This window comes from Geodermatophilus sp. SYSU D00815 (assembly GCF_054050035.1).
The window spans coordinates 224982-248419 of the sequence record NZ_JBJGYO010000001.1 but is presented as its reverse complement, the minus strand read 5'-3'; the positions used below and the strand labels follow the sequence as shown (position 1 = coordinate 248419).

The window sequence follows — 23438 nt, the reverse complement described above, 5'->3', positions numbered from 1 at the left end:
TGGTACGAGTGCCAATCAGAAGTCTGGCACTCGACCCATGCGAGTGCAAGAACGGTCCCGACCGCGGGGCTGTTCCCCGGCCCCGACCGCCGTCCTCCCCCGCCGTGAGAGCTCCTCCCCCATGCCGCACCGCGAGGGAGGAACCGCCGGGATCAGGTCAGCTGATCGTGGCCCCGGTGCACGACGAGGCCCGGGCTCCCCTGGGGGAACCCGGGCCTCGCGGCGTGCGGGAAGGCTCAGGCGGTGCGGACCGCGTCGGCCTGCGGACCCTTCTCGCCCTGGACGACCTCGAAGGTGACCCGCTGGCCCTCGTCGAGGGTCTTGTAGCCGTCCATCTGGATGGCCGAGTAGTGGACGAAGACGTCCTGGCCGCCGTCGACGGCGATGAAGCCGAAGCCCTTCTCGGCGTTGAACCACTTCACGGTGCCCTGTGCCACGTGTGCTCCCACGTTTCCTGCGTGCGGACGACCCCTCCTGTGGAGGGACCGGGTCTAGCTCTTCCGCCCGTGGACACGCGCGTGGAACTCGAACCGCGCAGAAAGGTACAGCACAGAGTGCGTGGAGACAGCAACTCCACGCACGGCTCATCCCCGGTTCCGGGCGAATTCCTCTGCCCGGGTGATCGGGTCTCCCCCAGCGTACGCCCTCAGCCGATGAGCCCCGCAGCCCGCACCGACTTCAGGGAGGGCTCGACCCGGTGGGTGAAGCCCACGACCGGCTCCAGCGGGGCGAGGGTCTTGAGCCCCTCGCCGGTGTTGAGGACGACGGTCTCCTTCGTCGGGTCCAGCCGCCCGTCGGCGACCAGCTGCCGCAGCACCGCGACCGTCACGCCGCCGGCCGTCTCGGCGAAGACGCCGGTCGTGCGGGCGAGGTCGCGGATGCCCTGCACGATCTCGTCGTCCCCGACCCGGCCCACGGCGCCGCCGGTGCGGCGGATGGCGTCGAGCGCGTACGGGCCGTCGGCCGGGTTGCCGATGTTGAGCGACTTGGCGATGCCGGTCGGCTTGACCGGCTTGACGACGTCCCAACCGTTGTCGAAGGCGGTGGCGATCGGGTCGCACCCGGCCGACTGGGCACCGAAGACCGTCCACCCGGTGTCGGGCACGATCCCGGCGGCGGCGAGCTCGCGCCAGGCCTTGTCCACCTTGGTCAGCAGCGAGCCCGACGCCATGGGGATGACGACCTGGGCCGGGATCCGCCAGCCGAGCTGCTCGGCGATCTCGTAGCCCATCGTCTTGGAGCCCTCGGCGTAGTAGGGCCGGACGTTCTGGTTGACGAAGGCGGTGTCCTCGAACTCGTCGGTCTCGCCGAGCTCGCTGGTCAGCCGGTTAACGTCGTCGTAGTTGCCGTCGACGGCGACCAGGGTCTGGCCGTAGATCGCCGACTGGACGACCTTGCCCGGCTCCAGGTCGCTCGGGATGAACACGAACGACGGGATGCCGGCGCGCGCGGCGTGCGCGGCGACGGAGTTCGCCAGGTTGCCGGTGGAGGCGGCCGCGATCTTGCGGTAGCCCAGCCCCCTGGCCGCGGTGGCGGCGAGGCTCACGACGCGGTCCTTGAACGAGTGGGTGGGGTTGGCGGAGTCGTCCTTGACCCACAGCCCGCCGGTGATGCCCAGCTCCTCGGCCAGCCGGTCGGCGCGGACCAGCGGCGTCATGCCCGGGTCGAGGGAGACGCGGTCGGCCGGGTCGTGCCCCACCGGCAGCAGCGCCGCGTAGCGCCAGATGTTCTGCGGTCCGGCCTCGATCTGCTCGCGGGTGACGGCCTTGAGCAGGGCGTGGTCGTAGTCGACCTCGAGCGGTCCGAAGCACTCCGCGCAGGCGTGCTGGGCGACCAGCCCGAACGTCGCGCCGCAGTTGCGGCAGACCAGGCCCTTCGCCGGGTTCTGGGCGACCGTGGGGCTGGGAGCGGTCAGGGTCATGCGACGACTACCTCCTCATCTTCCCCGCGTCGGGCCGTCGAGCCGCGCGGGACGGAATTGGCACCTCTCGCTCGGCTGCACCTGGCGGGCGAGCCGGGTGCGACGCGCGCACCCGCTCGACCCACCCGCGCAGACAGCGGCGGTTGCCGGGGCTTCACCGGGCCGTGTCCCTCTGCCCCTCTGGATGAGTGAACGGCACCGACTGTACCCAGTGCCTCGTCGTCCCCCGGCTCCGGCCAGGATGGACGGCGTGGCAGCCCGCATCGTCTACACCGACCTCGACGGCACGATGGTCGGCTGGCGGGGCTCCTTCTGGCACGCCGCCGACCGCTCGCTCACCGCGGAACCGGCCACCGCCCTGCTGGAGCTGCACCGCGCCGGCGTCCCGCTCGTGCTGGTCAGCGGCCGCACGCACGCCCAGCTGGTGGAGGCGGCGCGGCTGCTGGCCGCCGACGGCGCGATCGCCGAGCTGGGCGCCCTGGTCAGCTGGGACGGCGGACGGACCACCCAGCTGCTGCCGGGCGAGTTCCCCGAGCGGTACGCCGGCCGCGCGCCGATGGAGGTCATGGCCGAGCTCGGCATCGTCGAGCGGCTCTTCGCCGAACACCCCGGCCTGATCGAGTGGCACGCGCCCTGGCACGCCTCGCACACCGCCGACGCGATGCTGCGCGGTCGCGTCGACCCCGTCGCCGTCGACGCCTGGCTCGCCGCGCAGGGCGCCGGCTGGCTGACGATCAAGGACAACGGCGCGCTGCCGGCGACCGCGCGCACGACCCTCGCCCCCGAGGCGCTGCCCCCGCGCGTCTACCACCTGATGCCGCGCGGCATCTCCAAGGGCGCGGCCATCGCCTGGGACCTGGAACGGCGCGGCATCGACCCGGCCGACGCGGTGGCGATCGGCGACAGCGTCAGCGACCTGGAGATGGCCCCGGCCGTGGGGCGGCTGTGGGTGACCGCCAACGGCGCCGCGGTCGAGGGCATGGCGGAGCTGGTCGGCGCCGTCCCCAACGCGACCGTCACCGACGCCCCCATGGGCGACGGCTGGGCCCAGGCCGTCCGCGCCAGCCTGTGACGGAGTGCCACGGGCGCGGGATCCGCGCCGTGGCACTCCGCTACGACGTGACGTCGCGGCGGGCGAAGTGCCGGAAGCCGAGGAGCGTGAAGACGGCGGCGTAGACCAGCGACTGCACCACGCCGCGGAACAGGTCGCCGGAGTCCACCGGCGTCTGCAGCAGGTCGGTCCAGGCGAACTCCTCGGCCGTCGGGAACCAGTCCCGGATCGCGCCGAGCTGCTCCACCTGGTCGAGGATCGCGAACACGAACATGGTGAACACCGCGCCGCCGACGGCGGCCAGCGGCGCGTCGGTGATCGTGGAGAACCAGAACGCGAGGGTGCCGACGACGAGCAGGTGGACGGCGAGGTAGCCCACCATCCCGGCCAGCCGCAGCAGCCCGTCGCCCTGGTCGAGGGTGACCCCGACCGGCGTCTGGATGTCCTCGAAGCCGAACGCGATGCCGCCGGCCACCAGCGCGACCGCGGTGACGGTGACCAGGGCGCCGACCGACAGCACCAGCGCCGCGTACCACTTCTGGCGCAGCAGCCGCATGCGCGGCACGGGGGTGGCCAGGGTGTAGCGCAGCGAGCCCCACTGCGCCTCGCTGGCCACCGTGTCGCCGAAGAACAGGGCGTACACGACGACGAGGAAGAACGACGTCGTCGCGAACAGCACGAACAGCGTGAAGTTCAGCCCGCTCGCCGTGGCGACGTCGACCAGGTTGATCCGGCTGTTCTCCTGGGCGTCCTCGCTGGCGCCCAGCTGCAGCGCCGCGATGAGCACCAGCGGCAGCGCGACCATCGCGATGACCACGCCGAGGGTGCGGCGGCGCTTGAACTGGCGGCGCAGCTCGACCCACAGCCGCAGCGTCCGCTCCGGCCGGTAGCCGGCGACCGCGCCGGTCGCCTGCACGTGATCGGTCGCGCTCACTGCACCGGCCCCTCTCCGACGAGCGCCAGGAACGCGTCCTCCAGCCGCCGCCGCGGCGTGAACTGGTCGACGGCGATGCCGGCGTCGACGAGCGCCTGCAGCGCCGCCGCCCGGCGGGTGCCGTCGCCCAGGTCGGCGACCAGGCCCTCGTCGGTGCGCCCGGCGCTCACGCCCGGCAGCGCCTCGAGGACGGCGATCGCGCGGTCGGTGTCGGCGTCGTCGGCGAGCCCGACCAGCACCGCCCCGCCGGTGCCGACGATCTCCTCGACCGTGCCCTGGGCGATCTTCTGGCCCCTGGCCATGACCACCACGTGGGTGCAGGTCTGCTCGATCTCCGACAGCAGGTGGCTGGAGACGATCACCGTGCGGCCGGTCTGCGCGTAGGAGCGCAGCACCTCCCGCATGGCGTGGATCTGCGGCGGGTCGAGCCCGTTGGTCGGCTCGTCGAGCACCAGCAGGTCGGGCAGGCCGAGCATGGCCTGGGCGATGGCCACCCGCTGCCGCATGCCCTGGCTGTAGCGGCGCACCGGGCGGTCGATCGCCTTGCCGAGGCCGGCGACCTCGATCGCCTCGGCCATGTGCGCGTCGGCCTCCGGCCGGCCGGTGGCCGCCCAGTACAGGCGCAGGTTGTCCCGGCCCGACAGGTGCGGCTGCAGGCCGGTGCCCTCGACGAAGGAGCCCAGCCGCGACAGCACCGGCGCGCCGGGGCCGGCCTCGTGCCCGAAGACGGTGATCCGCCCGGACGTCGGCCGGATCAGGCCCATGAGCATGCGCAGCGACGTCGTCTTGCCGGCGCCGTTGGGCCCGAGCAGGCCGAGCACCTGGCCGCGCCGCACCTCGAAGGAGAGGTCGCGGACGGCGACGAACTTGTCCTTGTAGGCCTTGGTGACGCCCTCGAAGCGCAGCGGCACGTCCTCGCCGTCGGGGTCGACCGCGGAGATCCGCCGCCGCCGGCGGCGACCCCACAGCACCGCGGCGAGCCAGCCGAGCAGCAGCAGGCCGACGACGACGGCGAGCAGGACCCACCAGCGGGAGGTGCCGGCGGGGTCCTGGGTGGTGCCGGCGACCGAGGGCACCGCGAGGTCGGCGGCGGCGTCGCCGAGCCCGGCGGCGAGGCCGACGCCGTAGACGGTGGCCTCGGCGGGCAGGGCGAAGGCCTGGTCGGTGGTGCTGACCACCACCCGCATGGTGTGGCCGGCCTCGAAGCGGTGGTCGATCGCCGGCAGGGTGACGGGGACGACGGTCGGGTCGGCGGGGTCGGCGGAGACCTCGGTCAGCGAGAGCGGCGCGACCAGGCCCGACGGCAGGGTCATCGAGCCGTCGGGGCCGACGTCGTAGAGCTTGGCGAACAGCGTCGCGCTGCCGCTGGGCGAGGTGACGGCGACCTCGATCGAGGGGGCGCCGACGACCTCGACCGCGGCGTCGAGCGGCTCGCTGTCGAAGGCGGCGAACTGGCCGGGGATCTCGACGGCCTGGCCGCCGAGCGCGGTGCCGAGCGCGCCGAGGCCCGGCAGCGTGGTGATCGCCGCGGGGGTGCCGCCGGCGGGGGTGACCACCGGCTGCGTGGGGCCGCTGACCCGCACGGCCGTGCGCTCCCCCGCCCCCGCGCCGTCCAGGCCGGGGTAGGCGTCGGTGACGACGGTCTGGCTGCCGCCCTGCACGAAGCCGCCGCCGGTGCCGCCCAGCCCGGTGGGCGCGGGGAACTCGAAGCCGGTGCCGGGATCGGTGCCCCGGGCCTCGTCGCCCTCGTCGCGCAGGTACCAGTCGAACCAGCCCGCGACCTGCTCGCGCAGCCGCTCGGTGACGCGGTCCGACGCCCCGGAGTCGTGGCCACCGGCGTACCAGACGACCTTGACCGGGGTGCCGTTGGCCGCGATGCCGCGGGCGTTGGCGTCGGCCTGGCCGAGCCCGAACAGCGAGTCCTGGGTGCCCTGCACGAGCAGCGTGGGCGCGGTGATCCGGTCGAGGACGCCCGCCGGGCTGCTGCGGTCGAGGACCGCCTGGATCGCCGGGGTGAGCGTGCCGGTGGCCGCCGCCTCCTGGTAGGCCGCGCAGATGTCGGCGCGGAAGCGGCCGCAGAGCAGCGCCTGCTCCACCTGCTCGGCGTCGACGCTCGCCGGGTCGATCTCGGGCAGCTGCTCGGGCGCGCCGTTCGCCCCGCCGTCGGCCGTGGCGGCGCCGTCCTCCTCGTCCCCGTCCGTGAAGACGCTGAGCAGGCCGGCCGAGCCCTCGCCGAAGAAGATGCCGGCCCACAGCCGCTTGTAGACGCCGGCGCCCTCGGTCTGCGGCGTGGCCGCGACGGTGTCGGCGCCGTCGACCGAGCCGGTCTGCGAGGGGAAGAGAGCGGCGGTCAGCGAGTTCCAGGTGATCTGCGGCGCGATCGCGTCGACCCGGTCGTCGTAGGCGGCGCCCAGCAGCGACAGCGCCCCGCCGTAGGAGGCGCCGGCGACGCCGACCCGCGGGTCGCCGTCGTCGTCCTGCAGGACGTCGTCGCGGTCGGCCAGCAGGTCGAGCAGCGTGGAGAGGTCGGCGACCTCGAAGCGCGGGTCGTCCAGGCCGATCTGGCCGGTGCTCTCGCCGAATCCCCGCGCGGAGTAGGCCAGGACGACGAAGCCGCGCTCGGCGAGGAACTGCGCGTCGGCGGCGACGGAGTCCTTGCTGCCGCCGAACCCGTGGGCCAGGACGACGGCGGGCGCCGGGGTGTCCGCGGTGGCCGAGGACGGGAGGTGGAGCGTGGTGTCGAGCTCGACGGCGTCGGCGCCGGAGCCGGAGGGGACGCGCGCCTCCTCGGTGCGGACGTCGTCGGCGGCGCTCGCCGGTGCCGCCGGCACCAGGGCGAGCAGCGCCGCGGTCAGCAGCACGGGGAGCAGGGCGGCGAGCGTCGACCGGCCGGATCGCGGGCGGGGACGCACGGGCCCGCGGACGGGACGCACGAAGCGGCCAACGGCCGGGGAACGGCGGGTGTTCCGGAACCGGCTGTGCGGGACCTGTGAGGTGTCCCGGATCAGGGCTGCCACTCGCCGGCGGCGACCACGACCAGGCCGGCGGGCGCGTCCGCGGGCATCTCGAAGAACCGCGGTGACGGCCCGCCGGTGATCTCCGGGAACTGCTCGACCAGCTGCACTGCGGCCTGCCGCTGCGTCTCGTCGCCGTCGGTGAAGAACACCGTGGTGGTGGCGACGTCCCCGCCGGTGTAGGCACCGGTCACCGGGGCCTCCCAGCCGCCGTCGGTCAGCGAGCCGGCGATCCGCCCGGCGAGGCCGTTGACGTCGGTGGCGTTGAGCACCGTCACCGGCACGCGCACCGGGGTCGCCGGCGCGGCCTCCGTGGGCGAGGCCGGACCGACCGACAGCGGCGGCAGCGTGGCGTCGGCCACCCCGCTGGGCGCGCTCGGGGTGCTGGTGGGCGCGGCGTCGCCGCCGGAAGCGGTCTCCTGCGTCTCCGGGGAGGTGAACGAGTACACGCCCAGCACGGTGAGCGCGACCAGGACGACGGCGACCAGCGCGAGCACCGTGCGCTTCGGCCGGCGCGAGGTGCCGTCCTCGCCGTCGAGGTAGGCGCGGGCGGTCATGGTCTCGCCCTGGCGCTTGAGCTCCTTGCGCCGCTCGGCGTCGACGGCCTGCCGCTTCGCCCGGTCGGCGGCGCGGCCGCCGCGGACCTGGGTGGACGGGCCGGTCGCCGGGCCCCGGTCCCGGGCGGGCCGCGCGGAGCGGTCGTCGTCCGCCTCGGGGTCGTCGTACGCGTCGAACTCGTCGTCGCGGACCTCGCCGCGCCGGCCGCGGGTGGTCTCCCGCTCGGGGATCGCGCTGGTGGCCGGTGCCGGCACCGGGAACTCGTCGGACGCGGTGATCGGCCCCGGGGCCACGCGGCCGGACTCGACGCCCGACCGGCTCGGCCGCGTCCAGTCGCCGTACACGGGCCCGGAGGGGTGCGTGGCCGGGGCCCGCAGGCCGGCGGCAAGGGCCGCAGACGCCGGGCGCGGCGCCTCCGCCCGCGCCCCGGTGGGGCCGGTGGTCCACGGCGCGGGGGCCGAGGCCGCGGGAGCGGCGGGTGCGGGCACGGGGGGCGGGGGGACGGCGGCCCGGCCCGGGGCCGGCCGGACGGCCGGCCGCGAGGCCACCGGCGGGCGGGTCGGCCGCTCGGCGCGGAGGGCCTCGACCGGCGGCTCGGCGGCACGGGCCGGGGCCTCGGCACGGGTCGGGGCCCCGGTGGGGCCGGCCGGGGGCTCGGCGGGGCGGGCCGGAGGCCACTCCGAGATGGGTGCCGAGGGGTGCCCCGCCGGCAGGGACGGCGGCGGAACGGGGGGCGCCGGCGGCTGCGGTCGGGACGCCGCGCCACCGAGCGGCAGCCCCGCCGGCGGCGAGCCCGGCAGCGGCGTCTCGGCGAGCCGCTCCGGCGAGTACTTGTCCGGCTGCGCCTCCGGACCGGGCACCTGGAACGGGGCGACCGTGGTCTGCGGCGCCACCCGGCGCGGCGGGACCGGGGGCACCGGCGGGCGCCGGTCGACCGCAGCCGGCCCACCGTGGTCGCGGCCGTCGGGACGGTCGCCGCGGCGCCGGCCCGGGGTGGTGGGGTGGTCGCTCAGCTCCGCGGCCGGCGGTCGCCGCAGGTCGGGGGCATCGGTACGCCGACGGCCACCGGCCACCGGGGCGTCCCCCCGGTCCGGTCCGTCACTGCCTGGCGCCGCGTGCCTCCCCACGGTCACCAAATCTAGACGGCGGGGCCGCCGTTGCCCAGGATCTCGGCCGAACGGCCACGTCGCCGGGCGCTGCGCAGCCGGCGCAGCCGCCGGACCAGCAACGGATCGGCCGCAAGGGCGTCCGGGCGGTCGACGAGGGCGTTGAGGGCCTGGTAGTAGCGCGTCGGCGTCACGCCGAACTGCTCGCGGATCGCCGTCTCCTTGGCGCCCGCCGAGCGCCACCACTGGCGTTCGAAGGCGAGCATGTCGTGCTCGCGGCGGGTGAGGGCCGCCGAAGCGGTCGCGGTCGTCTCCCCTGGACCCTCGTCCCGTGGCGGGGAGACCACGGGGGCCGGGTCGGTGCTCATGGGTGCGTCTCTCCTGACCGGCGTCCACCGCGCCGACCGGCGCGGTGCGGATGACACGACGGTAGTTCGCGGCGGCGACAGTTTCGACCCGATCGGCGAGGGCGCCGGGCCGGGGGCTCAGGCGGGCGCGGACACCGGCTCGGGTGCCGGGCGGCGGCCGGCGGCCCGGGCCGTGCGCAGGCTGTCGACGGTGAAGACGGCGAGCGCGACCCACACGACGACGAAGCCGGCCAGGCGGGCGGGTGGCATCGGCTCGTGCCGGACGAAGACGCCGATCGCCAGCTGCATGAGCGGGGTGAGGTACTGCAGCAGGCCCACCGTCGACAACGGGATCCGGCGCGTCGCGGCGGCGAACAGCAGCAGCGGGATCGCGGTCGCGACGCCCGAGGTGACCAGCAGCAGCAGGTGCCCGGTCCCCTCGCCGAACGCCGTCCCGTCGCCCCCGGCCTGCAGCGCGCCGAGGAGGACCACCGCGGGGACGGCGACCACCGCGGTCTCCAGGAACAGGCCCGGCGCCGCCTCGACCCGCACCACCTTCTTCATCAGCCCGTACAACCCGAAGGTCGCCGCGAGCACCAGGGCGATCCAGGGCGGGCGGCCGTGGTCGATCGTCAGGACGGCGACGGCGAGCGCGGCGATGCCCACCGCCACCCACTGCAGGGGCCGCAGGCGCTCGCCGAACACCACGACCCCGAGCAGCACGCTGACCAGCGGGTTGATGAAGTAGCCGAGCGAGGTCTCGACCACGTGCCCGGAGTTCACGCCGTAGACGAAGACCAGCCAGTTGACGGCGATGAGCACGGCGGCGCCGGCGAGGACCAGCAGGCTCCGCCGGTCGCGGACCGCGGCCCGCACCTGCCCCCACCGCCGGACGACGGTGAGCAGCAGGGCGACGAACACGAGCGACCAGACGATGCGGTGGGCGACGATCTCCAGCCCGCTCGAGGGCTCCAGGAGCGGGAAGTACAGCGGGAACAGGCCCCAGAGCGCGTAGGCGGTGATCCCGGAGACGACTCCCAGCCGACGCTCGTCCACGCCGGGCAGGCTACGCCGCGGCGCGCCGGTCCTTAGCGCCGCTGAGGAGTTGCCGGCCTCAGGCGTGCTGGATGTAGTCGACCAGCGAGGCGCGCTCGGCCTCCAGCTCGTCCAGGCGCGCCTTGACGACGTCGCCGATGGAGACGATGCCGACCAGCCTGTCCCCCTCCACCACCGGCACGTGCCGGATGCGGCGGTCGGTCATGGCCTGGGCGAGCTCGTGCACGCTCGCCGTGGGCCGGCAGGTGTGCACCTCCGCCGTCATCACGCTGGACACCGGCTCGGCGAGCAGACCGGCGCCCCGCTGGTGCAGGCCGCGGGCGATGTCGCGCTCGGACAGGATCCCGTCGATGCGGTTGCCGTCGGCGGAGACGATGAGGGCACCGATGCCGTGCTGCGCGAGCACGGCGAGCGCGTCGCGCACGCTCACGGCGGCCTCGATGGTGGCCACCTCGTGGCCCTTGCGGCGGAGCACCTGGCTGATCTGCACTCGGACCTCCTCGACGACCTGGGAAGTGTGACGCCGGTCACCGATGCCGTGCAACGCGTGTCCCACCGACCGGCGCACCGGCCTACCGTCGGGGTGTGCGCACCGAGCACCGCCGTCGCCCCGCCCCGTGGCAGTGGCTCTGGTACGCGCTCGGCGGCGGCCTGCCGCGGGAGCTGTCCCCGTGGGTGCTGGAGGACACCACGACCCGCACCTGGTGGCTGCGGCACCTGGCGCGCGCGGTGGTGCAGCTCTCGCCGCTGGTGGTGCTCTGCCTGGTCGCCGTTCCCGTCCCCGTCGGCTACCGGCTGTCGGCCGCCGTCGGCGGGCTGGTCCTCGGCCTGCTCTTCTCCGTCGCCTTCATGACCGAGACCACCGAGCACCGCGTGGCCAAGGCCGGGTACCGGTCCGGCACGGCCACGCGGGTGCGGGAGGAGCGCCGGGAACGGGAGGAGCTGGAGCGCCGCTCCCCCTACCGGCAGGACGGCGCCGGCAGCTTCGACTAGTCCTCGACGCGGAAGCCGACCTTCAGGCCCACCTGGAAGTAGGCGACCTCGCCGTCGACGACCTGCCCGCGGATCTGCGTGGTCTCGAACCACTCGATGTTGCGGACCGTCTGCGCGGCCTTGCCGATCGCGTTCCTGATCGCGTCGTCGACGCTGGTGCTGCTGCTGCCGACGATCTCGCTCAGCCGGTACACGTGGTCGCTCACGGATGGCCTCCTCGTCCGCCGCCACCTGCGGTGGTGGCGGCCCGACCACCCTGGCACGCGGAGACGGAGCCGACGAGGGGACTCGAACCCCTAACCGCCCGATTACAAGTCGGGTGCGCTACCAGTTGCGCCACGCCGGCGGGGACCTGGCACCAGGTCCGGGCCCAAGGATAGGGACTCCGCGGCGGGTCCCCCGGCCGGTCGGGGCCGACGGCGGACGGCGTCCTCAGCGGGCGGCGCCCCGTTCCCGGAGGAGCAGGAGGACGCTGACGGTCAGCGCCCAGGCGGGGAAGACCAGCGAGACCCAGAGGCTCAGGCTGACCACCGTCAGCATGGCGAGCGCGGCGGCGTAGCTCACGACCGCGAGCCAGCACGGCAGCAGGCCGGTGCGCAGCCAGATGGTGGCGAGGCAGGCCGTGAAGACCGCCGCCATGCGCAGGGCGTACACGTTGCTGACCTGGAGCACGACGGCGCGCCCGAAGTGGACGACGTCCGCCCGGTACCCCTCCGCGTCGTCGACCGCGGCGCCGGCCAGGACCGCCGCGGCGATCGCCGTGGCCACGAAGACCATCGCCAGGAAGACCAGCCCGCTGCCCAGGAACACGGTGCTGAAGAAGCGGTCCTCGTGGCTGCCGAGGTGGTCGCGGATCACCGCGATGAACCACAGGAAGGCGATGCCGGCGAACGGCACCAGCCCCACGGCCACCCGGATCCGGCCGGCGCCGGCGTCGAGCCACCCGGTGGCGGCGAACGGGTCGGGCGGGACGGCGGTGCGGAGCAGGACCAGGCTGGTGCCGAAGAGCAGGGCGAACAGGATCCCGGCGACCGCCGCCGAGCGCGGGGTGCTCAGCCGTCGGAGGCCTGCCGAGTCCTCGGCGGCCGCCGCCGTGCCCGGTCGCGCCGTCACGGGGCGACGATCGCGGCGCGCCCGCGCGGGCGGCTCACCCGGCGCGGGTGACTTCGGCCCGCCTCAGACGAGCTTGGGGAAGGCGGCGAGGAAGACGACGCCGACGGCGCCGAGCAGCAGACCGGTCCCGAGCAGGAGCCACTGGGAACGGTGCGCGCGCACGCGGCCGGACATCGCCGCGAAGAACAGGACGGCGGCGAACAGCACCGTGAGGATCGTGTAGTCGTCGCTGCGCTGGTTGTTCGCCAGCGCGGCGGCGAACCGCTCGTCCGCCCGCTCGTCGGCCGCCGTGGCCGCGAGGTCCTCCGGCAGGACGTACGAGGGGAGCTCGAAGGGCGACCCCGGCGCTCCCGCGGCGGCACCACCGGACGCGAGCCAGTCCCGGTGGGCGGTGGCCAGCGGCTCGGGGAACCGGTCGGCGACGAAGCCGGCGAGTGCGGCGTTCCCGGCGCCCTCGGCGGCCACCCACTCGGTCCACAGCCCGACCTGGTTGGTGAGGCGGGCGTTCGCGGTGGCGTCGGCGCGGGCGGCCTCGATCCGGGCCGACGAGGCCTGGCTGAAGGCGATGGACATGGCCCCGCCCCACTTGCTGGCCTCGAACGCCGACCACGCGGTGAGGATGGTCGTCACCGACAGCACCAGGACGGCGAGGAACTCGAGGGCCGCGGACGAGGCCCGGCTCCCGACGTCCTCACCGCCCGGCGGTCCGACCTCCCGCTCCGCGTCGGGGTCCGCCGGGAGGACCTGCGTCGGGGCGCTGTCCTGCGCGTCCGGCGTCACGGTGGGCCTCCCCTCGGGTGCGGGAACCCAGGGTGGGCACGCGGCGGCGGTGCCACGTCGTCCGGACCGGATGACCACCGCCGTCGACGGCCCCGCGGCCCCGGCGGCCGATGCGGGGGACGTGGACACCGGCGCGGAGCTCGTGCCGCTCTACCGGCCGCAGCTGGAGTCGCTGCTCGCCCACGTCGACGCCGTGGTCACGCCGGACGGCTGCGACCGGACGCGCCGGGGACCGACGCCTGGGCGCGGCGGCACGGGATCGACCTCGCGCGGCCGCACGTCGGCATCGAGGAGCACGGCGGGTGCTGCGACCGCGAGGTCGTCGCGAACGTCGACCCCGACGCGGTCTTCGGGCCGGCGCGCGAGCCGCGGTGGCCCGGGCGCCGGCTACGGCCCGGGGTGCACCGGGTCAGTCGCGGCTGCTGGGCGAGCCGCCCTGCACGTAGTCGGCCGGGTCGCTGCCCGGCACCGGGCCGGCGGCCAGCCAGCGGGCGAACCCCTCGGGGTCGCGCCGCTCGAGCTCGTCGAGGGCCTCCTGACGGCGGCGGACGATCGTCTCGCGCGCGGCCGGGTCGAGCCAGCCGGCCAGCGCGGTCGTGGTGCGCAGCCACTCGCGGCCGAGCGCGTCGGTGGGCAGCAGCGAGACCGGCAGGGTCAGCCGGGCGACACCGGCCGTGGCCGTGTGGCCGGGCGCCGCGGCGACCGGCCGCGGCGGCAGGCCCGGCGCCGGCCGGGCGGGCTGGGTGGCGGGCGGCCGCGCGCCGCCCTCATGCGCCCGCTGCGAGCGCACCAGCCAGACCGCCACCCCGGCCAGCCCGCCGACGGCGCCGAGGAGCACGGCGGCCAGCCCACCGGCCAGCGCCGCCGTGCCGGCGAGCACGAGCAGCGCACCGATCGTCCAGGCCCCGGCCTGACCCGCCGCCTCCCAGGGGGAGATCCGCGAGGTGCCGGACGTCTCCCGGGCCACGCCGGCCGCCAGGCAGGCGGCGACGCCGCCGGCGAGCAGGACGGCGACGACCCCCGACCCGCGCAGCACGACACCGCCGGCCAACGCGAGACCGAGAGCGCAGAGGGCGGCGGCGCCGAGGAGGAAGCGGGCGAAGGGACCGCGGGTGAGCAAGGGGGCCTCCTGCGCGAGCAAGACCGGACAGAGGTGATCCACGGTCGCCCGGGCCGCTCCACGACCCCCCGCTCCCGTTCGTCGCAGCGGCACTACCCAGCGCGGGCACCGCATGCACGTCCCGCCGGGTCTTCCCTCGGCGCAGGACGGCGAGCACGCTTTGTCCCGGAAGCCGACGCCGCTTCCGGCGCCGGACCGCCTCGCCCCGAGGAGGTGCGCAGTGGCGACCTCGACCCCGACCACCCACACCGACCGGCCCCCGGCCCCCGTCCCGGCCCCCGGGACCGCGGACCCCCCGGTGCGCGAGGTGGTGGCGGGGGTCGACGGGAGCGAGACGTCGCTGTCCGCCGTGCGCTGGGCCGCCCGGGAGGCGGCCGCCCGAGGCGCGCCGCTGCGCATCGTCCACGCCGCCGACTACCTGGGCGAGCCGCCGGGCCCGGGCGCGCCCCCGCCGGAACTCCCCCGCGCCCGGCGGATCACCGCCACCGCCTACACGGCCGCGCGGCACGCCGCCCCCGGCCTGACCGCCGCCACCGAGGTCGTCCCCGGTGACGCGACCACCGCCCTGCTGCGCGCGGCCGCCGGCGCGCAGCTGCTCGTGCTCGGCATCTCCACGACGGGTGCGGCCGACGAGCTGGTGCTCGCCTCGGTGGCCGCGCGCGTGGCCGCCCGCTCGCCGCAGCCGGTCGCCGTGGTGCCGCGGTCGCGCAGGGAGCCGGGGGCCGACCGCCCCGTGGTCGCCGTCCTCGACGGCGACGACCCGGCCGACGACGACGCCGTGGCCGCCTTCGCCGCCGCCGCCGCGCAGCGGTCGGGCCGCCGCCTGGTGCTGCTGGACACCCGGGGGGACGGCGCCCGCGGCGCGGCCGCGGACCTGCCCGGGGAGCGCGTCGCCCTGCCCGGCGCCCAGCCGGTGGAGGTGCTGGACCGGTCCTGCCCCACGCCGCTGCTGGTCATCGGCGTCGGTCGCGGCGGCCGCTTCCACCGCGGGCTGGACGGCACGCACCGCTGGCTGCTGCGGCACTGCACCTCGCCGATGGCCCTCGTGCCGCCCGCGACCCGCACCCCGGAGACGGCCGCCGGCCAGGCCCGCACCGGCACCTGACCGGCGTCCAGCGGACTCACAGCTGCCCTCCAGCGCCGCGTCAGGCCGTCGGCCGAACCTCGGTGCAGGACGCCGGCCGGACGGCCGCGCGGAGGGAGGACAGCAGAAGTGAGCGAGCTCGGACACCCCGGCCCCACCGGGCAGGACCCGCGGACGACCCCCGGCGGGACGCCCCCGCCGTACGGGGCGCCGGCGCACGCGGGCGCCTGGCCGCCGCCGCAGCACGGCACCCAGGCGCACGGCGGCCAGGCGCACGGCGGCCAGGCGCACGGCGGCCAGGTGTACGACGGCCCGGTGCCGCCGTCGGCCCCCGCCTACGGGGCACCCTCCTATGCCGGCGCCGTCCCGCCCGGCAGCACGGTGCCGCCGCCCGGCGCGACCGGCCCGATGCCGTCCGCCGTGCCCCCGGCGCGGCGGACCGGCCGGCTGCGGATCGGCGTCGCCGGCCTGGTCGCCGGCGCCCTGATCGGCGGCGGGGCCGGCGCGGGCGTGGTCGCGCTGCTCGACCCGTCGGCCACCGGCGGGTCGTCGGCCACGGCCGCGCAGAGCGTCGTCATCAAGGACCCCGAGTCGGCGACGACCGCCACCGCCGCGGCTGCCAAGGCCGCCCCGAGCGTCGTGACGGTCTACGTCACCAGCGGCTCGGGGGCCGGCAGCGGCTCGGGGGTCGTCCTCACCGACGACGGCTACGTGCTGACCAACAACCACGTGGCCACCCTCGAGGGCCAGGCGACGGACCCCGACATCCAGGTGCGCACCGCCGACGGCACGCTCTACGACGCCACGATCGTCGGCACCGACCCCTCCAGCGACCTCGCCGTCCTGAAGCTGGAGGGCGCGAGCGACCTGACGCCGGCCACCTTCGCCGACTCCGACGACGTCCAGGTGGGCGACGTCGCCGTGGCGATCGGGGCGCCGCTGGGCCTGGAGAACACCGTCACCGACGGCATCGTGAGCGCCACGAACCGGGCCGTGCAGACCGGATCCGGCGCCAGCGACGCCACGGTCATCGACGCCATCCAGACCGACGCCGCGATCAACCCGGGCAACTCCGGCGGCGCCCTGGTGAACGCCGCCGGCGAGGTGATCGGGATCAACACGGCGATCGCCTCGGTGGCGACGTCGGACCTGCCCGGTCAGCAGTCGGCGCAGAGCGGCAGCATCGGCGTCGGGTTCGCGATCCCCAGCAACACCGCCGAGCGGATCGCGAAGGAGATCATGGCGAACGGCTCGGCCGACCACGCCGTCCTCGGGGTGAGCGCGCGGACCGCGACCGACGACGCGAACAGCGAGGTCGGCGCCGGCGCCGAGGTGGTCTCGGTGCAGGAGGGCAGCGCGGCCGCGGACGCCGGCCTGCAGGCCGGCGACGTCATCACCGCCGTCGGCGACCGCCCGGTCACCACCTCGACCGAGCTGACCGCCGCCGTGCGCAGCGCCACCCCCGGCGAGGAGGTCACGCTGACCGTCCGCCGCGGGGGTTCCACCGAGAGCGTGCAGGTCACCCTCGGCACGTCGACCAGCTGACCGCTGCGCCGTCCCGACCGACGGCCCCGGCCCCGGCCCCCTCCTGCGGCCGGGGCCGTCCGCGCGCGGGCCCCGGCACGGACCGGCACCGATGCCTAGGCTGGTGCGGGTGCCGGACCCCCGACCGCCCGCACCGCTGGCGGGCTCGCTCGACGACCCCCAGCGGGCCCGGGACCTCACCCGCATGAAGCGGCTGGCGACCGGGTTGTTCCTGCTCGCCGCCGCGGTGTTCCTCGCGTGCGTCCTGATCGGGAGCGACGCCGGCGCCTGGGTCGGCTACGTGCGGGCGACGGCGGAGGCCTCGATGGTCGGCGCCCTGGCCGACTGGTTCGCCGTCACGGCCCTGTTCCGGCACCCGCTGCGGCTGCCGATCCCGCACACCGCGATCATCCCGCGCAAGAAGGACCAGATCGGCGCGAGCCTCGGCACCTTCGTGCAGGAGAACTTCCTCACCCGCGCGGTGATCGAGGACAAGCTGACCACCGTCGACGTCCCCGGCCGGCTCGGCGCGTTCCTCGCCGCCCCCGGGCGGGCCGAGCGGCTGGCCGGCGACGCCGCCACCGCCCTGACCGGGCTCACCGACCTGCTCAAGGACGAGGACCTGCAGCCCGCCGTCGCCGGCCTGGTCGACCGCAAGCTGCACGCCACCCCGGCGGCGCCGATCGTGGCCCGCGCGCTGGAGCTGGTCGTCGACGGCGACCGGCACCAGGAGGTGCTCTCGGTCGCGCTGCGCGGGCTGGCGCGCTTCCTCGACGAGAACCGGGTGGTGTTCCGCGCCCAGCTCGGCGAGTCCTCCCCCGCCTGGGTGCCCGACTGGGTCGACGAGCGGGTGTTCACCCGCGCCTTCAACGGCGTCCAGCAGTTCCTCGAGGAGGTCGGCGCCGACCCGCACCACGAGCTGCGGCGCTCCTACGACCGCCGGCTGCGCGCCTACGTCCACGCGCTGCGCACCGACCCGTCGACCGCCGCCCGGGTGGAGGAGCTCAAGAAGGAGCTGCTCGAGCACCCCGCCGTCCGCCACTGGTCGGGCTCGCTGTGGACCAACGCGAAGAACTCGGTGCTGGCCGCCGCCGCCGACCCCGACTCCGAGCTGCGGTCGCGCGTGACCGGCATGATCCGCGACCTCGCGCGGCTGCTGCAGACCGACCCGACCGTGCGCGAGCTGGTGCAGAAGCACGCGCACACGGTCGCCGGCTACCTCGTGGAACGGTTCGCCGGCGACGTCGCCGACCTGGTGGGGACGACGGTCCAGCGGTGGGACACCGACGAGACCAGCCGGCGGATCGAGCTGCAGGTGGGCCGCGACCTGCAGTGGATCCGGGTCAACGGCACCGTCGTCGGCGGCCTCGCCGGCCTGGTGATCTACACGGTCGCCCAGCTGATCGGCTGAGGCGGAGTGCCACGGCGCGGAAAGCGCGCCCGTGGCACTCCGCTCAGACCAGACGGAAGCCGCTCCACGCGAAGCCGGGCGAGACGACGCAGCTGACCAGCACCTCGTCGTCGACCGGGTCGGTCGACTGCTCGGTGCCGGCCGGGACCCGCACCTGCGGGTTCGCCGCGTCGAGGACGACCGGCCGGTCCCCCACCCGCAGCGTCAGCGCGCCCGGACCGTGCCACAGCCACAGCTCGTCGGCGTCGACCACGTGCGGCGCCGAGCGCTCCCCCGGCACGAGCAGGAAGAGGATCGCGGTCGCCGCAGGTCGGTCGCCGAGGCTCGCCGGTGAGCTCCAGGTGCGGCGGAACCAGCCGCCCTCGGGGTGCGGCCCCAGCCCGAGCGCACGCGCACGGGACGGCGTCACAGCCGGGCTCGGGCCGCCACGTACAGGGCGATGCCGGCGGCCACGCTGACGTTGAGCGACTCGGTGTCGCGGCCGATCGGGATGCGGACGACGACGTCGCAGCGCTCGCGCACCAGCCGCGACAGCCCGGCCCCCTCGGCGCCCACGACGAGCGCGACCGGGTCGGCGAAGCCGTCGTACTCGTGCAGGTCGACCTCCCCGTCGCCGGCCAGGCCCACGGTCATCAGACCGGCGTCCTGGTAGGCGGCCAGCGCGCGCGGCAGGTTGACCGCCCGGGCGACCGGCAGCCGGGCCGCGGCGCCGGCGCTGGTCCGCCAGGCCGACGCGGTCATGCCGACGGCCCGCCGCTGCGGCACGACGACGCCGTGCGCGTCGAAGGCGGCCGCCGAGCGGACCACCGCGCCGAGGTTGCGCGGGTCGGTGACGCCGTCCATCGCCACGATCAGCGGCGGGCGGCCGGAGTAGTGCGCGGCGGCGAGCAGGTCGTCGGGGTGGGCGTAGGTGTACGGCGGGACCTGCAGGCCGATGCCCTGGTGCAGCGCGCCACCCGCCATCCGGTCGAACTCGGCCTTGCCCACCTCCAGCAGGGCGAGCCCGCGGTCGGCGGCCAGCTGCACCGCCTCGGCGATCCGCTCGTCGGTGCGGCCGGCATCGGTGACCACGTACAGCGCCGTCGCGGGGATCTCGGCCCGCAGCGCCTCGACCACCGGGTTGCGGCCCAGCAGCAGCTCCGGCGCCTCCTCGGCGCGCTGCCGCTGGCGGGCGCGCTCGGCCCGCTGCCGCTGCTCGGCGGCGGCCCGGCGCTGCGCCGGGTGGCCGGGGCGCATCTCGGCCGGCGGGGTCGCCCCGCGGCCGGCCAGGGCGCGGCGGCCCTTGCCGCCGGTGCCGCCGGTGGCGCCCTTCTTGCCGCCCGCGGTTCGGGCGCCGCGGCGCTGGCTGTTGCCGGCCATCAGCGGCTCAGCTCCCAGCGCGGCCCCTGCGGGGTGTCCTCCACGGTCACGCCCAGCTCCGCCAGCTGGTCGCGGATGGCGTCAGCGGCGGCGTAGTCCTTGCGGGCGCGGGCGGCCTGGCGCTGCTCGAGGGCCAGGTGCACCAGCCCGTCGGTGACCTCGCCGAGCTTCTCGTCCCCGCCTGCGGCCCACTGCGGGTCGAGCGGGTCCACCCCCAGGACGTCGAGCATCGCCCGCACCGCCCCCAGCGCGGCGGCGGCGCCGGCGTCGTCGTCGTCGGCCAGCGCGGTGTTGCCCGCCCGCACCGCCTCGTGCAGCACGGCGACGGCGGCGGGCGTGCCCAGGTCGTCGTCCATCGCCGCGCGGAACGCCGCCGGCAGCTCCGGCTTGCCGGCGTCCTCGCCGACGCGCTCGACGGCGCGCCGCACGAACGACTCGACCCGCTGGTACCCGGCCGCCGCCTCGGCGAGGGCCTCGTCGGTGAACTCGATCGTCGACCGGTAGTGCGGTGCGGCCAGGTAGTAGCGCAGCTCCACCGGCCGGACCCGCTTGACCACCTCGTCGACCAGCGCGGTGTTGCCCAGCGACTTGCTCATCTTCTCGCCGCCCAGGGTGACCCAGCCGTTGTGCACCCAGTACCGCGCGAAGCCGTCGCCGGCGGCGCGGGACTGCGCCTGCTCGTTCTCGTGGTGCGGGAAGCGCAGGTCCAGCCCGCCGCCGTGGATGTCGAACTCCGGGCCGAGGTAGCGCTCGGCCATCGCCGAGCACTCCAGGTGCCAGCCGGGCCGGCCGCGGCCCCAGGGCGTCGCCCAGGACGCGGTCTCGGGCTCGCCCTCCTTGTGCGCCTTCCACAGCGCGAAGTCGCGGGGGTCGCGCTTGCGCTCGTCGGTGTCGGTGTCGCCCGCCGGCTGCAGGTCGCCGAGCTTCTGCCCGGTCAGCGCGCCGTAGGCGGGGAAGGAGCGGACGTCGAAGTAGACGTCACCGTCGACGGCGTAGGCGTGACCGGCGTCGAGCAGCCGCCGCATGAGCTCGACCATGTCGGGCACGTGGCCGGTCGCCCGCGGCTCGTAGGTGGGCGGCCGCACGCCGAGGACGTCGTAGGCGCGGGTGCACGCCCGCTCGTTCTCGTACGCCCAGGCCCACCACGGCACCCCGTGCTCGGCGGCCTTGGCGAGGATCTTGTCGTCGATGTCGGTGACGTTGCGGACGAGCGTGACGTCCAGGCCGTGGCCGCGCTCCAGCCAGCGGCGCAGCACGTCGAAGACCAGCGCGGCGCGGACATGCCCGATGTGCGGCGGCCCCTGGACGGTGAGCCCGCAGACGTACACGGAGGCCCGTCCCGCACGCAGGGGCGTGAAGTCGCGCACGGCGCGCGCGGCCGTGTCGTACAGGCGGAGGCTCACCGCTCGGAGTCTACGGACCGCTCCGGGACGTCGGCCCTGACCACCAGCGCGGTCGCCACCGCGGCCCGGCCCTCGCCGCGGCCGGTGAGGCCCAGCCCGTCGGTGGTCGTGGCGCTGACGCTGACCGGCGCGCCCAGCGCGGCGGAGAGCACCGCCTCGGCCTCGGCCCGGCGCGGGCCGACCTTCGGGGTGGGCGCGATCAGCTGCACGGCGGCGTTGCCCACCCGCCAGCCGGCGGCGGCGAGGGTCTCGCGGACGTGCTCGAGCACGGCCACCCCGGACGCGCCGGCCCAGCGGGGGTCGTCGGCGCCGAGCAGGCCGCCGATGTCGCCGAGCCCGGCGGCGGAGAGGACGGCGTCGGTGAGCGCGTGCGCCGCGACGTCGCCGTCGGAGTGGCCGGCGCAGCCGTCCACCCCCGGCCACTCCAGGCCGGCGAGCAGGCACGGGCGCCCGGGCTCGACCGGGTGGACGTCGGCCCCCAGCCCCACCCGGGGCAGCTCGGTCACCGCGCCACCTGGAGCTCGGCCAGCGCCAGGTCGTGCGGCACGGTCACCTTCGCCGCCCGCTCGTCGCCGTCGACGGTGGCCACCGGCACCCCCGCCGCGCGGACCACGGCGGCGTCGTCGGTGAGCTCGACGCCCTCGGGCAGCCCGGCGTAGGCGGCGGCCAGCGTCGCGCGGTCGAAGCCCTGCGGCGTCTGCACGCGCCGCAGCGGCGCCCGGGGGACGGCGTCGGTGACCAGGCCGTCGTGGTCGACCACCACGGTGGTGTCCACGACCGGCAGCACGGGGACGACGGCGCGGGCGCCCCCGGCCAGGGCGGCCAGCACCCGGACGACGACGTCGGGCGGGGTCAGCGGCCGGGCGGCGTCGTGCACGAGGACGGCGTCGGCGTCCTCCCCCGCCGCGGCGAGCCCGGCGCGCACCGAGGCGGTGCGGGTGCCGCCGCCCTCGACCAGCCGCACGTCGCCGGGCAGGACGGCGGCGAAGGCCGCGCTCCCGCCCGCGGGGACGGTCACGACGACCTCGTCGACGCCACCGGCGCGCAGCGTGTCGACCGCCCAGCACACCAGCGGCCGGCCGCTGAGCGGGACCAGCGCCTTCGGCCGGTCCGCCCCCAGACGCAGACCGCTCCCGGCCGCTGCGACGATGCCGACAGCGTGCACGGGAGCGGTCTGGAGGTGTGGTGCGAGCTCGAGCTGCGAGCTCAGCTGGCGAGGACCTCGTCGAGGAGCACCTCGGCCTTGTCCTCGTTGGTGCCCTCGGCGAGCGCGAGCTCGCTGACCAGGATCTGGCGGGCCTTGGACAGCATGCGCTTCTCGCCGGCGGACAGGCCGCGGTCCTTGTCGCGACGCCACAGGTCGCGGACGACCTCCGCGACCTTGTTCACGTCACCGGAGGCGAGCTTCTCGAGGTTCGCCTTGTACCGGCGCGACCAGTTCGTCGGCTCCTCGGTGTGCGGGGCGCGCAGCACCTCGAAGACCCGGTTGAGCCCTTCCTGGCCGACGACGTCGCGGACGCCGACGATCTCTGCGTTGTCGGCCGGCACGCGCACGGTCAGGTCGCCCTGGGCGACCTTGAGCACGAGGTAGGCCTTCTCTTCACCCTTGATGACGCGCTTCTCGATCGCCTCGATGAGCGCCGCACCGTGGTGCGGGTAGACGACGGTCTCGCCGACAGTGAAGCCCATGTGTGTGTGACCCCTTTCGCTGTCTCCAGGCTACCACGGAAGACTGACGGGCGAACCCGGCGAACGCCGTAAATCTGCAGGTCAGAAGGCATATCAACTGGTCGGAGGGGGTTGACAAGCGCGTGGCCGGTGTGCGTGGTGGGTCCGACCGGGTCCGCGGCCTGGTGCTCGCGACGCACGCCGGGCCGGCGGTGGCGGTGACCGTCGTCGCCACCCTGCTGGGGGTCGCCGCGGGGGTCGGCGGGGCGCGCGCCGTGCTGCTGTGCGCCGCCGTCCTCGCAGGTCAGGCGTCCATCGGGTGGAGCAACGACTGGCTCGACGCCGACCGCGACCGGGCCGTCGCGCGCCCGGACAAGCCGGTCGTGCAGGGCGCCGTGAGCCCCTCGACGCTGCGCCTCGCGGCGCTCCTGGCGGCCGCCCTGGCCGTCGTCCTCTCCCTGGCGCTGGGCGTCGTGCCGGGACTGCTCCTGCTCCTGCTGGTGGCCAGCGGGTGGGCGTACAACGCCGGCCTCAAGCGCACCGCCGCCTCGGCCGTCCCCTACCTCGTCGGGTTCGGCGCGCTGCCCGCGGGCGTGGTCGCCGCGGGGCCGGGCACCCCCGCCGCCCCGTGGTGGCTGGTGGCCGCCGGTGCCGCGCTGGGCGGGGCGGCGCACGTGGCCAACGTCGCGCCGGACCTCGAGGACGACCTCGCCACCGGCGTCCGGGGGCTGCCGCACCGGATCGGGGCCACCGCCTCCGCGGTCACCGGCGCGGTGCTGCTCGGCGCCGCCACGCTGCTGCTGGTGCTCGGCCCGCCGGGGGCCCCGACGGCGGCGGGCTGGGCCGGGTTGGTCGTGGCCCTGCCCGCCGTCGTCGTCGCCGCCCTCGCCGGGCGGCCGCGGTGGCGCCGGCTGGCGTTCCCCGCGGTGATGCTGCTGACCGTGCTGGACGTCGTCCTGCTGCTGGCCGGGGGCGCAGCGGTCACCTAGGGGGAGC

General features: G+C 76.1%; 24 protein-coding genes, 1 tRNA gene and 1 riboswitch. Of the genes, 6 read left to right on the top strand and 19 right to left on the bottom strand.

Annotation, left to right across the window (positions count from 1 at the left end; genetic code table 11):
• Positions 1-236: 236 nt before the first annotated feature.
• The gene (locus ACI78S_RS01265) at positions 237-437 is read right to left on the bottom strand and encodes a cold-shock protein (RefSeq protein WP_456970376.1); all 201 of its coding nucleotides are present in this window, start codon (positions 435-437) and stop codon (positions 237-239) included.
• A 209-nt stretch (positions 438-646) separates the two neighbouring features.
• Complete coding sequence (gene thrC / locus ACI78S_RS01260) at positions 647-1921, bottom strand: threonine synthase (RefSeq protein WP_456970375.1); 1275 nt, start codon at positions 1919-1921, stop codon at positions 647-649.
• A gap of 12 nt (positions 1922-1933) precedes the next feature.
• Positions 1934-2112, bottom strand: a riboswitch (SAM riboswitch).
• Between the two features lie 59 nt (positions 2113-2171).
• Between thrC and ACI78S_RS01255 the strand changes: the two genes are divergently transcribed.
• A complete protein-coding gene (locus ACI78S_RS01255) occupies positions 2172-2993 on the top strand; it encodes an HAD family hydrolase (protein ID WP_456970374.1) in 822 nt (273 codons plus the stop codon).
• A gap of 40 nt (positions 2994-3033) precedes the next feature.
• On the opposite strand, the gene ACI78S_RS01250 is transcribed toward ACI78S_RS01255, so the two are convergent.
• The 6 genes from ACI78S_RS01250 to ACI78S_RS01225 form a co-directional block, all read right to left on the bottom strand.
• Positions 3034-3906, bottom strand: a complete 873-nt coding sequence (locus ACI78S_RS01250; protein ID WP_456970373.1) for an ABC transporter permease — start codon at positions 3904-3906, stop codon at positions 3034-3036.
• Positions 3903-6767 (bottom strand): alpha/beta fold hydrolase, encoded by a 2865-nt coding sequence (locus ACI78S_RS01245; protein ID WP_456970371.1) that lies wholly within the window; start codon positions 6765-6767, stop codon positions 3903-3905. The genes ACI78S_RS01250 and ACI78S_RS01245 overlap by 4 nt, the downstream gene beginning before the upstream one ends.
• 143 nt (positions 6768-6910) lie before the next feature.
• Positions 6911-8551: a LytR C-terminal domain-containing protein gene (locus tag ACI78S_RS01240; protein WP_456970370.1), complete on the bottom strand. Its 1641-nt coding sequence runs from the start codon at positions 8549-8551 to the stop codon at positions 6911-6913.
• A 65-nt stretch (positions 8552-8616) separates the two neighbouring features.
• Positions 8617-8952: a DUF3263 domain-containing protein gene (locus tag ACI78S_RS01235; RefSeq protein ID WP_456970369.1), complete on the bottom strand. Its 336-nt coding sequence runs from the start codon at positions 8950-8952 to the stop codon at positions 8617-8619.
• A gap of 117 nt (positions 8953-9069) precedes the next feature.
• The gene (gene rarD, locus ACI78S_RS01230) at positions 9070-9987 is read right to left on the bottom strand and encodes an EamA family transporter RarD (protein WP_456970368.1); all 918 of its coding nucleotides are present in this window, start codon (positions 9985-9987) and stop codon (positions 9070-9072) included.
• A 58-nt stretch (positions 9988-10045) separates the two neighbouring features.
• Complete coding sequence (locus tag ACI78S_RS01225) at positions 10046-10477, bottom strand: CBS domain-containing protein (protein ID WP_456970367.1); 432 nt, start codon at positions 10475-10477, stop codon at positions 10046-10048.
• A 95-nt stretch (positions 10478-10572) separates the two neighbouring features.
• Between ACI78S_RS01225 and ACI78S_RS01220 the strand changes: the two genes are divergently transcribed.
• Positions 10573-10980 (top strand): DUF5313 family protein, encoded by a 408-nt coding sequence (locus ACI78S_RS01220; RefSeq protein ID WP_456970366.1) that lies wholly within the window; start codon positions 10573-10575, stop codon positions 10978-10980.
• Here the strand turns inward: ACI78S_RS01220 and ACI78S_RS01215 are convergent.
• The 5 genes from ACI78S_RS01215 to ACI78S_RS01195 all read right to left on the bottom strand — a co-directional run bounded on the left by ACI78S_RS01215 (position 10977) and on the right by ACI78S_RS01195 (position 13993).
• Positions 10977-11186 carry a dodecin gene (locus ACI78S_RS01215; RefSeq protein WP_456970365.1) on the bottom strand — a complete coding sequence of 70 codons (210 nt, stop codon included), beginning with the start codon at positions 11184-11186 and terminating at the stop codon, positions 10977-10979. The two genes, ACI78S_RS01220 and ACI78S_RS01215, sit on opposite strands and share 4 nt — an antisense overlap.
• 67 nt (positions 11187-11253) lie before the next feature.
• Positions 11254-11326 (bottom strand) — tRNA-Thr (locus ACI78S_RS01210).
• An 86-nt stretch (positions 11327-11412) separates the two neighbouring features.
• Positions 11413-12093: a hypothetical protein gene (locus ACI78S_RS01205; RefSeq protein ID WP_456970364.1), complete on the bottom strand. Its 681-nt coding sequence runs from the start codon at positions 12091-12093 to the stop codon at positions 11413-11415.
• 63 nt (positions 12094-12156) lie between these two features.
• Positions 12157-12873, bottom strand: a complete 717-nt coding sequence (locus tag ACI78S_RS01200; RefSeq protein ID WP_456970363.1) for a hypothetical protein — start codon at positions 12871-12873, stop codon at positions 12157-12159.
• Positions 12874-13282: 409 nt separating this feature from the next.
• Complete coding sequence (locus tag ACI78S_RS01195; RefSeq protein ID WP_456970362.1) at positions 13283-13993, bottom strand: hypothetical protein; 711 nt, start codon at positions 13991-13993, stop codon at positions 13283-13285.
• 220 nt (positions 13994-14213) lie between these two features.
• Here ACI78S_RS01195 and ACI78S_RS01190 point away from each other — a divergent pair, with 220 nt between their 5' ends.
• From ACI78S_RS01190 to ACI78S_RS01180, 3 genes are all read left to right on the top strand, one after another.
• Entirely contained in the window at positions 14214-15098 is an 885-nt protein-coding gene (locus tag ACI78S_RS01190; RefSeq protein ID WP_456970361.1) for a universal stress protein, read from the top strand.
• Positions 15099-15206: 108 nt separating this feature from the next.
• Positions 15207-16622 (top strand): trypsin-like peptidase domain-containing protein, encoded by a 1416-nt coding sequence (locus tag ACI78S_RS01185; protein WP_456970360.1) that lies wholly within the window; start codon positions 15207-15209, stop codon positions 16620-16622.
• A 109-nt stretch (positions 16623-16731) separates the two neighbouring features.
• Entirely contained in the window at positions 16732-18012 is a 1281-nt protein-coding gene (locus ACI78S_RS01180) for a DUF445 domain-containing protein (RefSeq protein WP_456970359.1), read from the top strand.
• Between the two features lie 43 nt (positions 18013-18055).
• Here ACI78S_RS01180 and ACI78S_RS01175 read toward each other — a convergent pair whose 3' ends face one another.
• From ACI78S_RS01175 to ACI78S_RS01150, 6 genes are read right to left on the bottom strand one after another with little or no spacing between them, the layout of a single operon-like run.
• Positions 18056-18421, bottom strand: coding sequence for a cupin domain-containing protein (locus tag ACI78S_RS01175; protein ID WP_456970358.1), 366 nt, complete (start codon positions 18419-18421; stop codon positions 18056-18058).
• Positions 18418-19371, bottom strand: coding sequence for a 23S rRNA (guanosine(2251)-2'-O)-methyltransferase RlmB (rlmB, locus tag ACI78S_RS01170; RefSeq protein ID WP_456970357.1), 954 nt, complete (start codon positions 19369-19371; stop codon positions 18418-18420). The genes ACI78S_RS01175 and rlmB overlap by 4 nt, the downstream gene beginning before the upstream one ends.
• Complete coding sequence (gene cysS / locus ACI78S_RS01165) at positions 19371-20774, bottom strand: cysteine--tRNA ligase (RefSeq protein ID WP_456970356.1); 1404 nt, start codon at positions 20772-20774, stop codon at positions 19371-19373. Before cysS ends, rlmB begins: the two co-directional genes overlap by 1 nt.
• Positions 20771-21280, bottom strand: coding sequence for a 2-C-methyl-D-erythritol 2,4-cyclodiphosphate synthase (ispF, locus tag ACI78S_RS01160; protein WP_456970355.1), 510 nt, complete (start codon positions 21278-21280; stop codon positions 20771-20773). The genes cysS and ispF overlap by 4 nt, the downstream gene beginning before the upstream one ends.
• Complete coding sequence (ispD, locus tag ACI78S_RS01155) at positions 21277-21939, bottom strand: 2-C-methyl-D-erythritol 4-phosphate cytidylyltransferase (protein WP_456970354.1); 663 nt, start codon at positions 21937-21939, stop codon at positions 21277-21279. Before ispD ends, ispF begins: the two co-directional genes overlap by 4 nt.
• 41 nt (positions 21940-21980) lie before the next feature.
• Positions 21981-22463: a CarD family transcriptional regulator gene (locus ACI78S_RS01150; RefSeq protein ID WP_097206868.1), complete on the bottom strand. Its 483-nt coding sequence runs from the start codon at positions 22461-22463 to the stop codon at positions 21981-21983.
• A gap of 122 nt (positions 22464-22585) precedes the next feature.
• On the opposite strand from ACI78S_RS01150, the gene ACI78S_RS01145 reads away from it, so the two are divergent.
• Positions 22586-23431, top strand: coding sequence for a UbiA family prenyltransferase (locus ACI78S_RS01145; RefSeq protein ID WP_456970353.1), 846 nt, complete (start codon positions 22586-22588; stop codon positions 23429-23431).
• Positions 23432-23438 lie beyond the last annotated feature (7 nt).

Coding starts and splice junctions, on each gene's coding strand:
- thrC (WP_456970375.1), bottom strand. CDS start 1,921: ATGACCCTGACCGCTCCCAGCCCCACGGTCGCCCAGAACCCGGCGAAG.
- ACI78S_RS01235 (WP_456970369.1), bottom strand. CDS start 8,952: ATGAGCACCGACCCGGCCCCCGTGGTCTCCCCGCCACGGGACGAGGGT.
- rlmB (WP_456970357.1), bottom strand. CDS start 19,371: ATGGCCGGCAACAGCCAGCGCCGCGGCGCCCGAACCGCGGGCGGCAAG.
- ACI78S_RS01150 (WP_097206868.1), bottom strand. CDS start 22,463: ATGGGCTTCACTGTCGGCGAGACCGTCGTCTACCCGCACCACGGTGCG.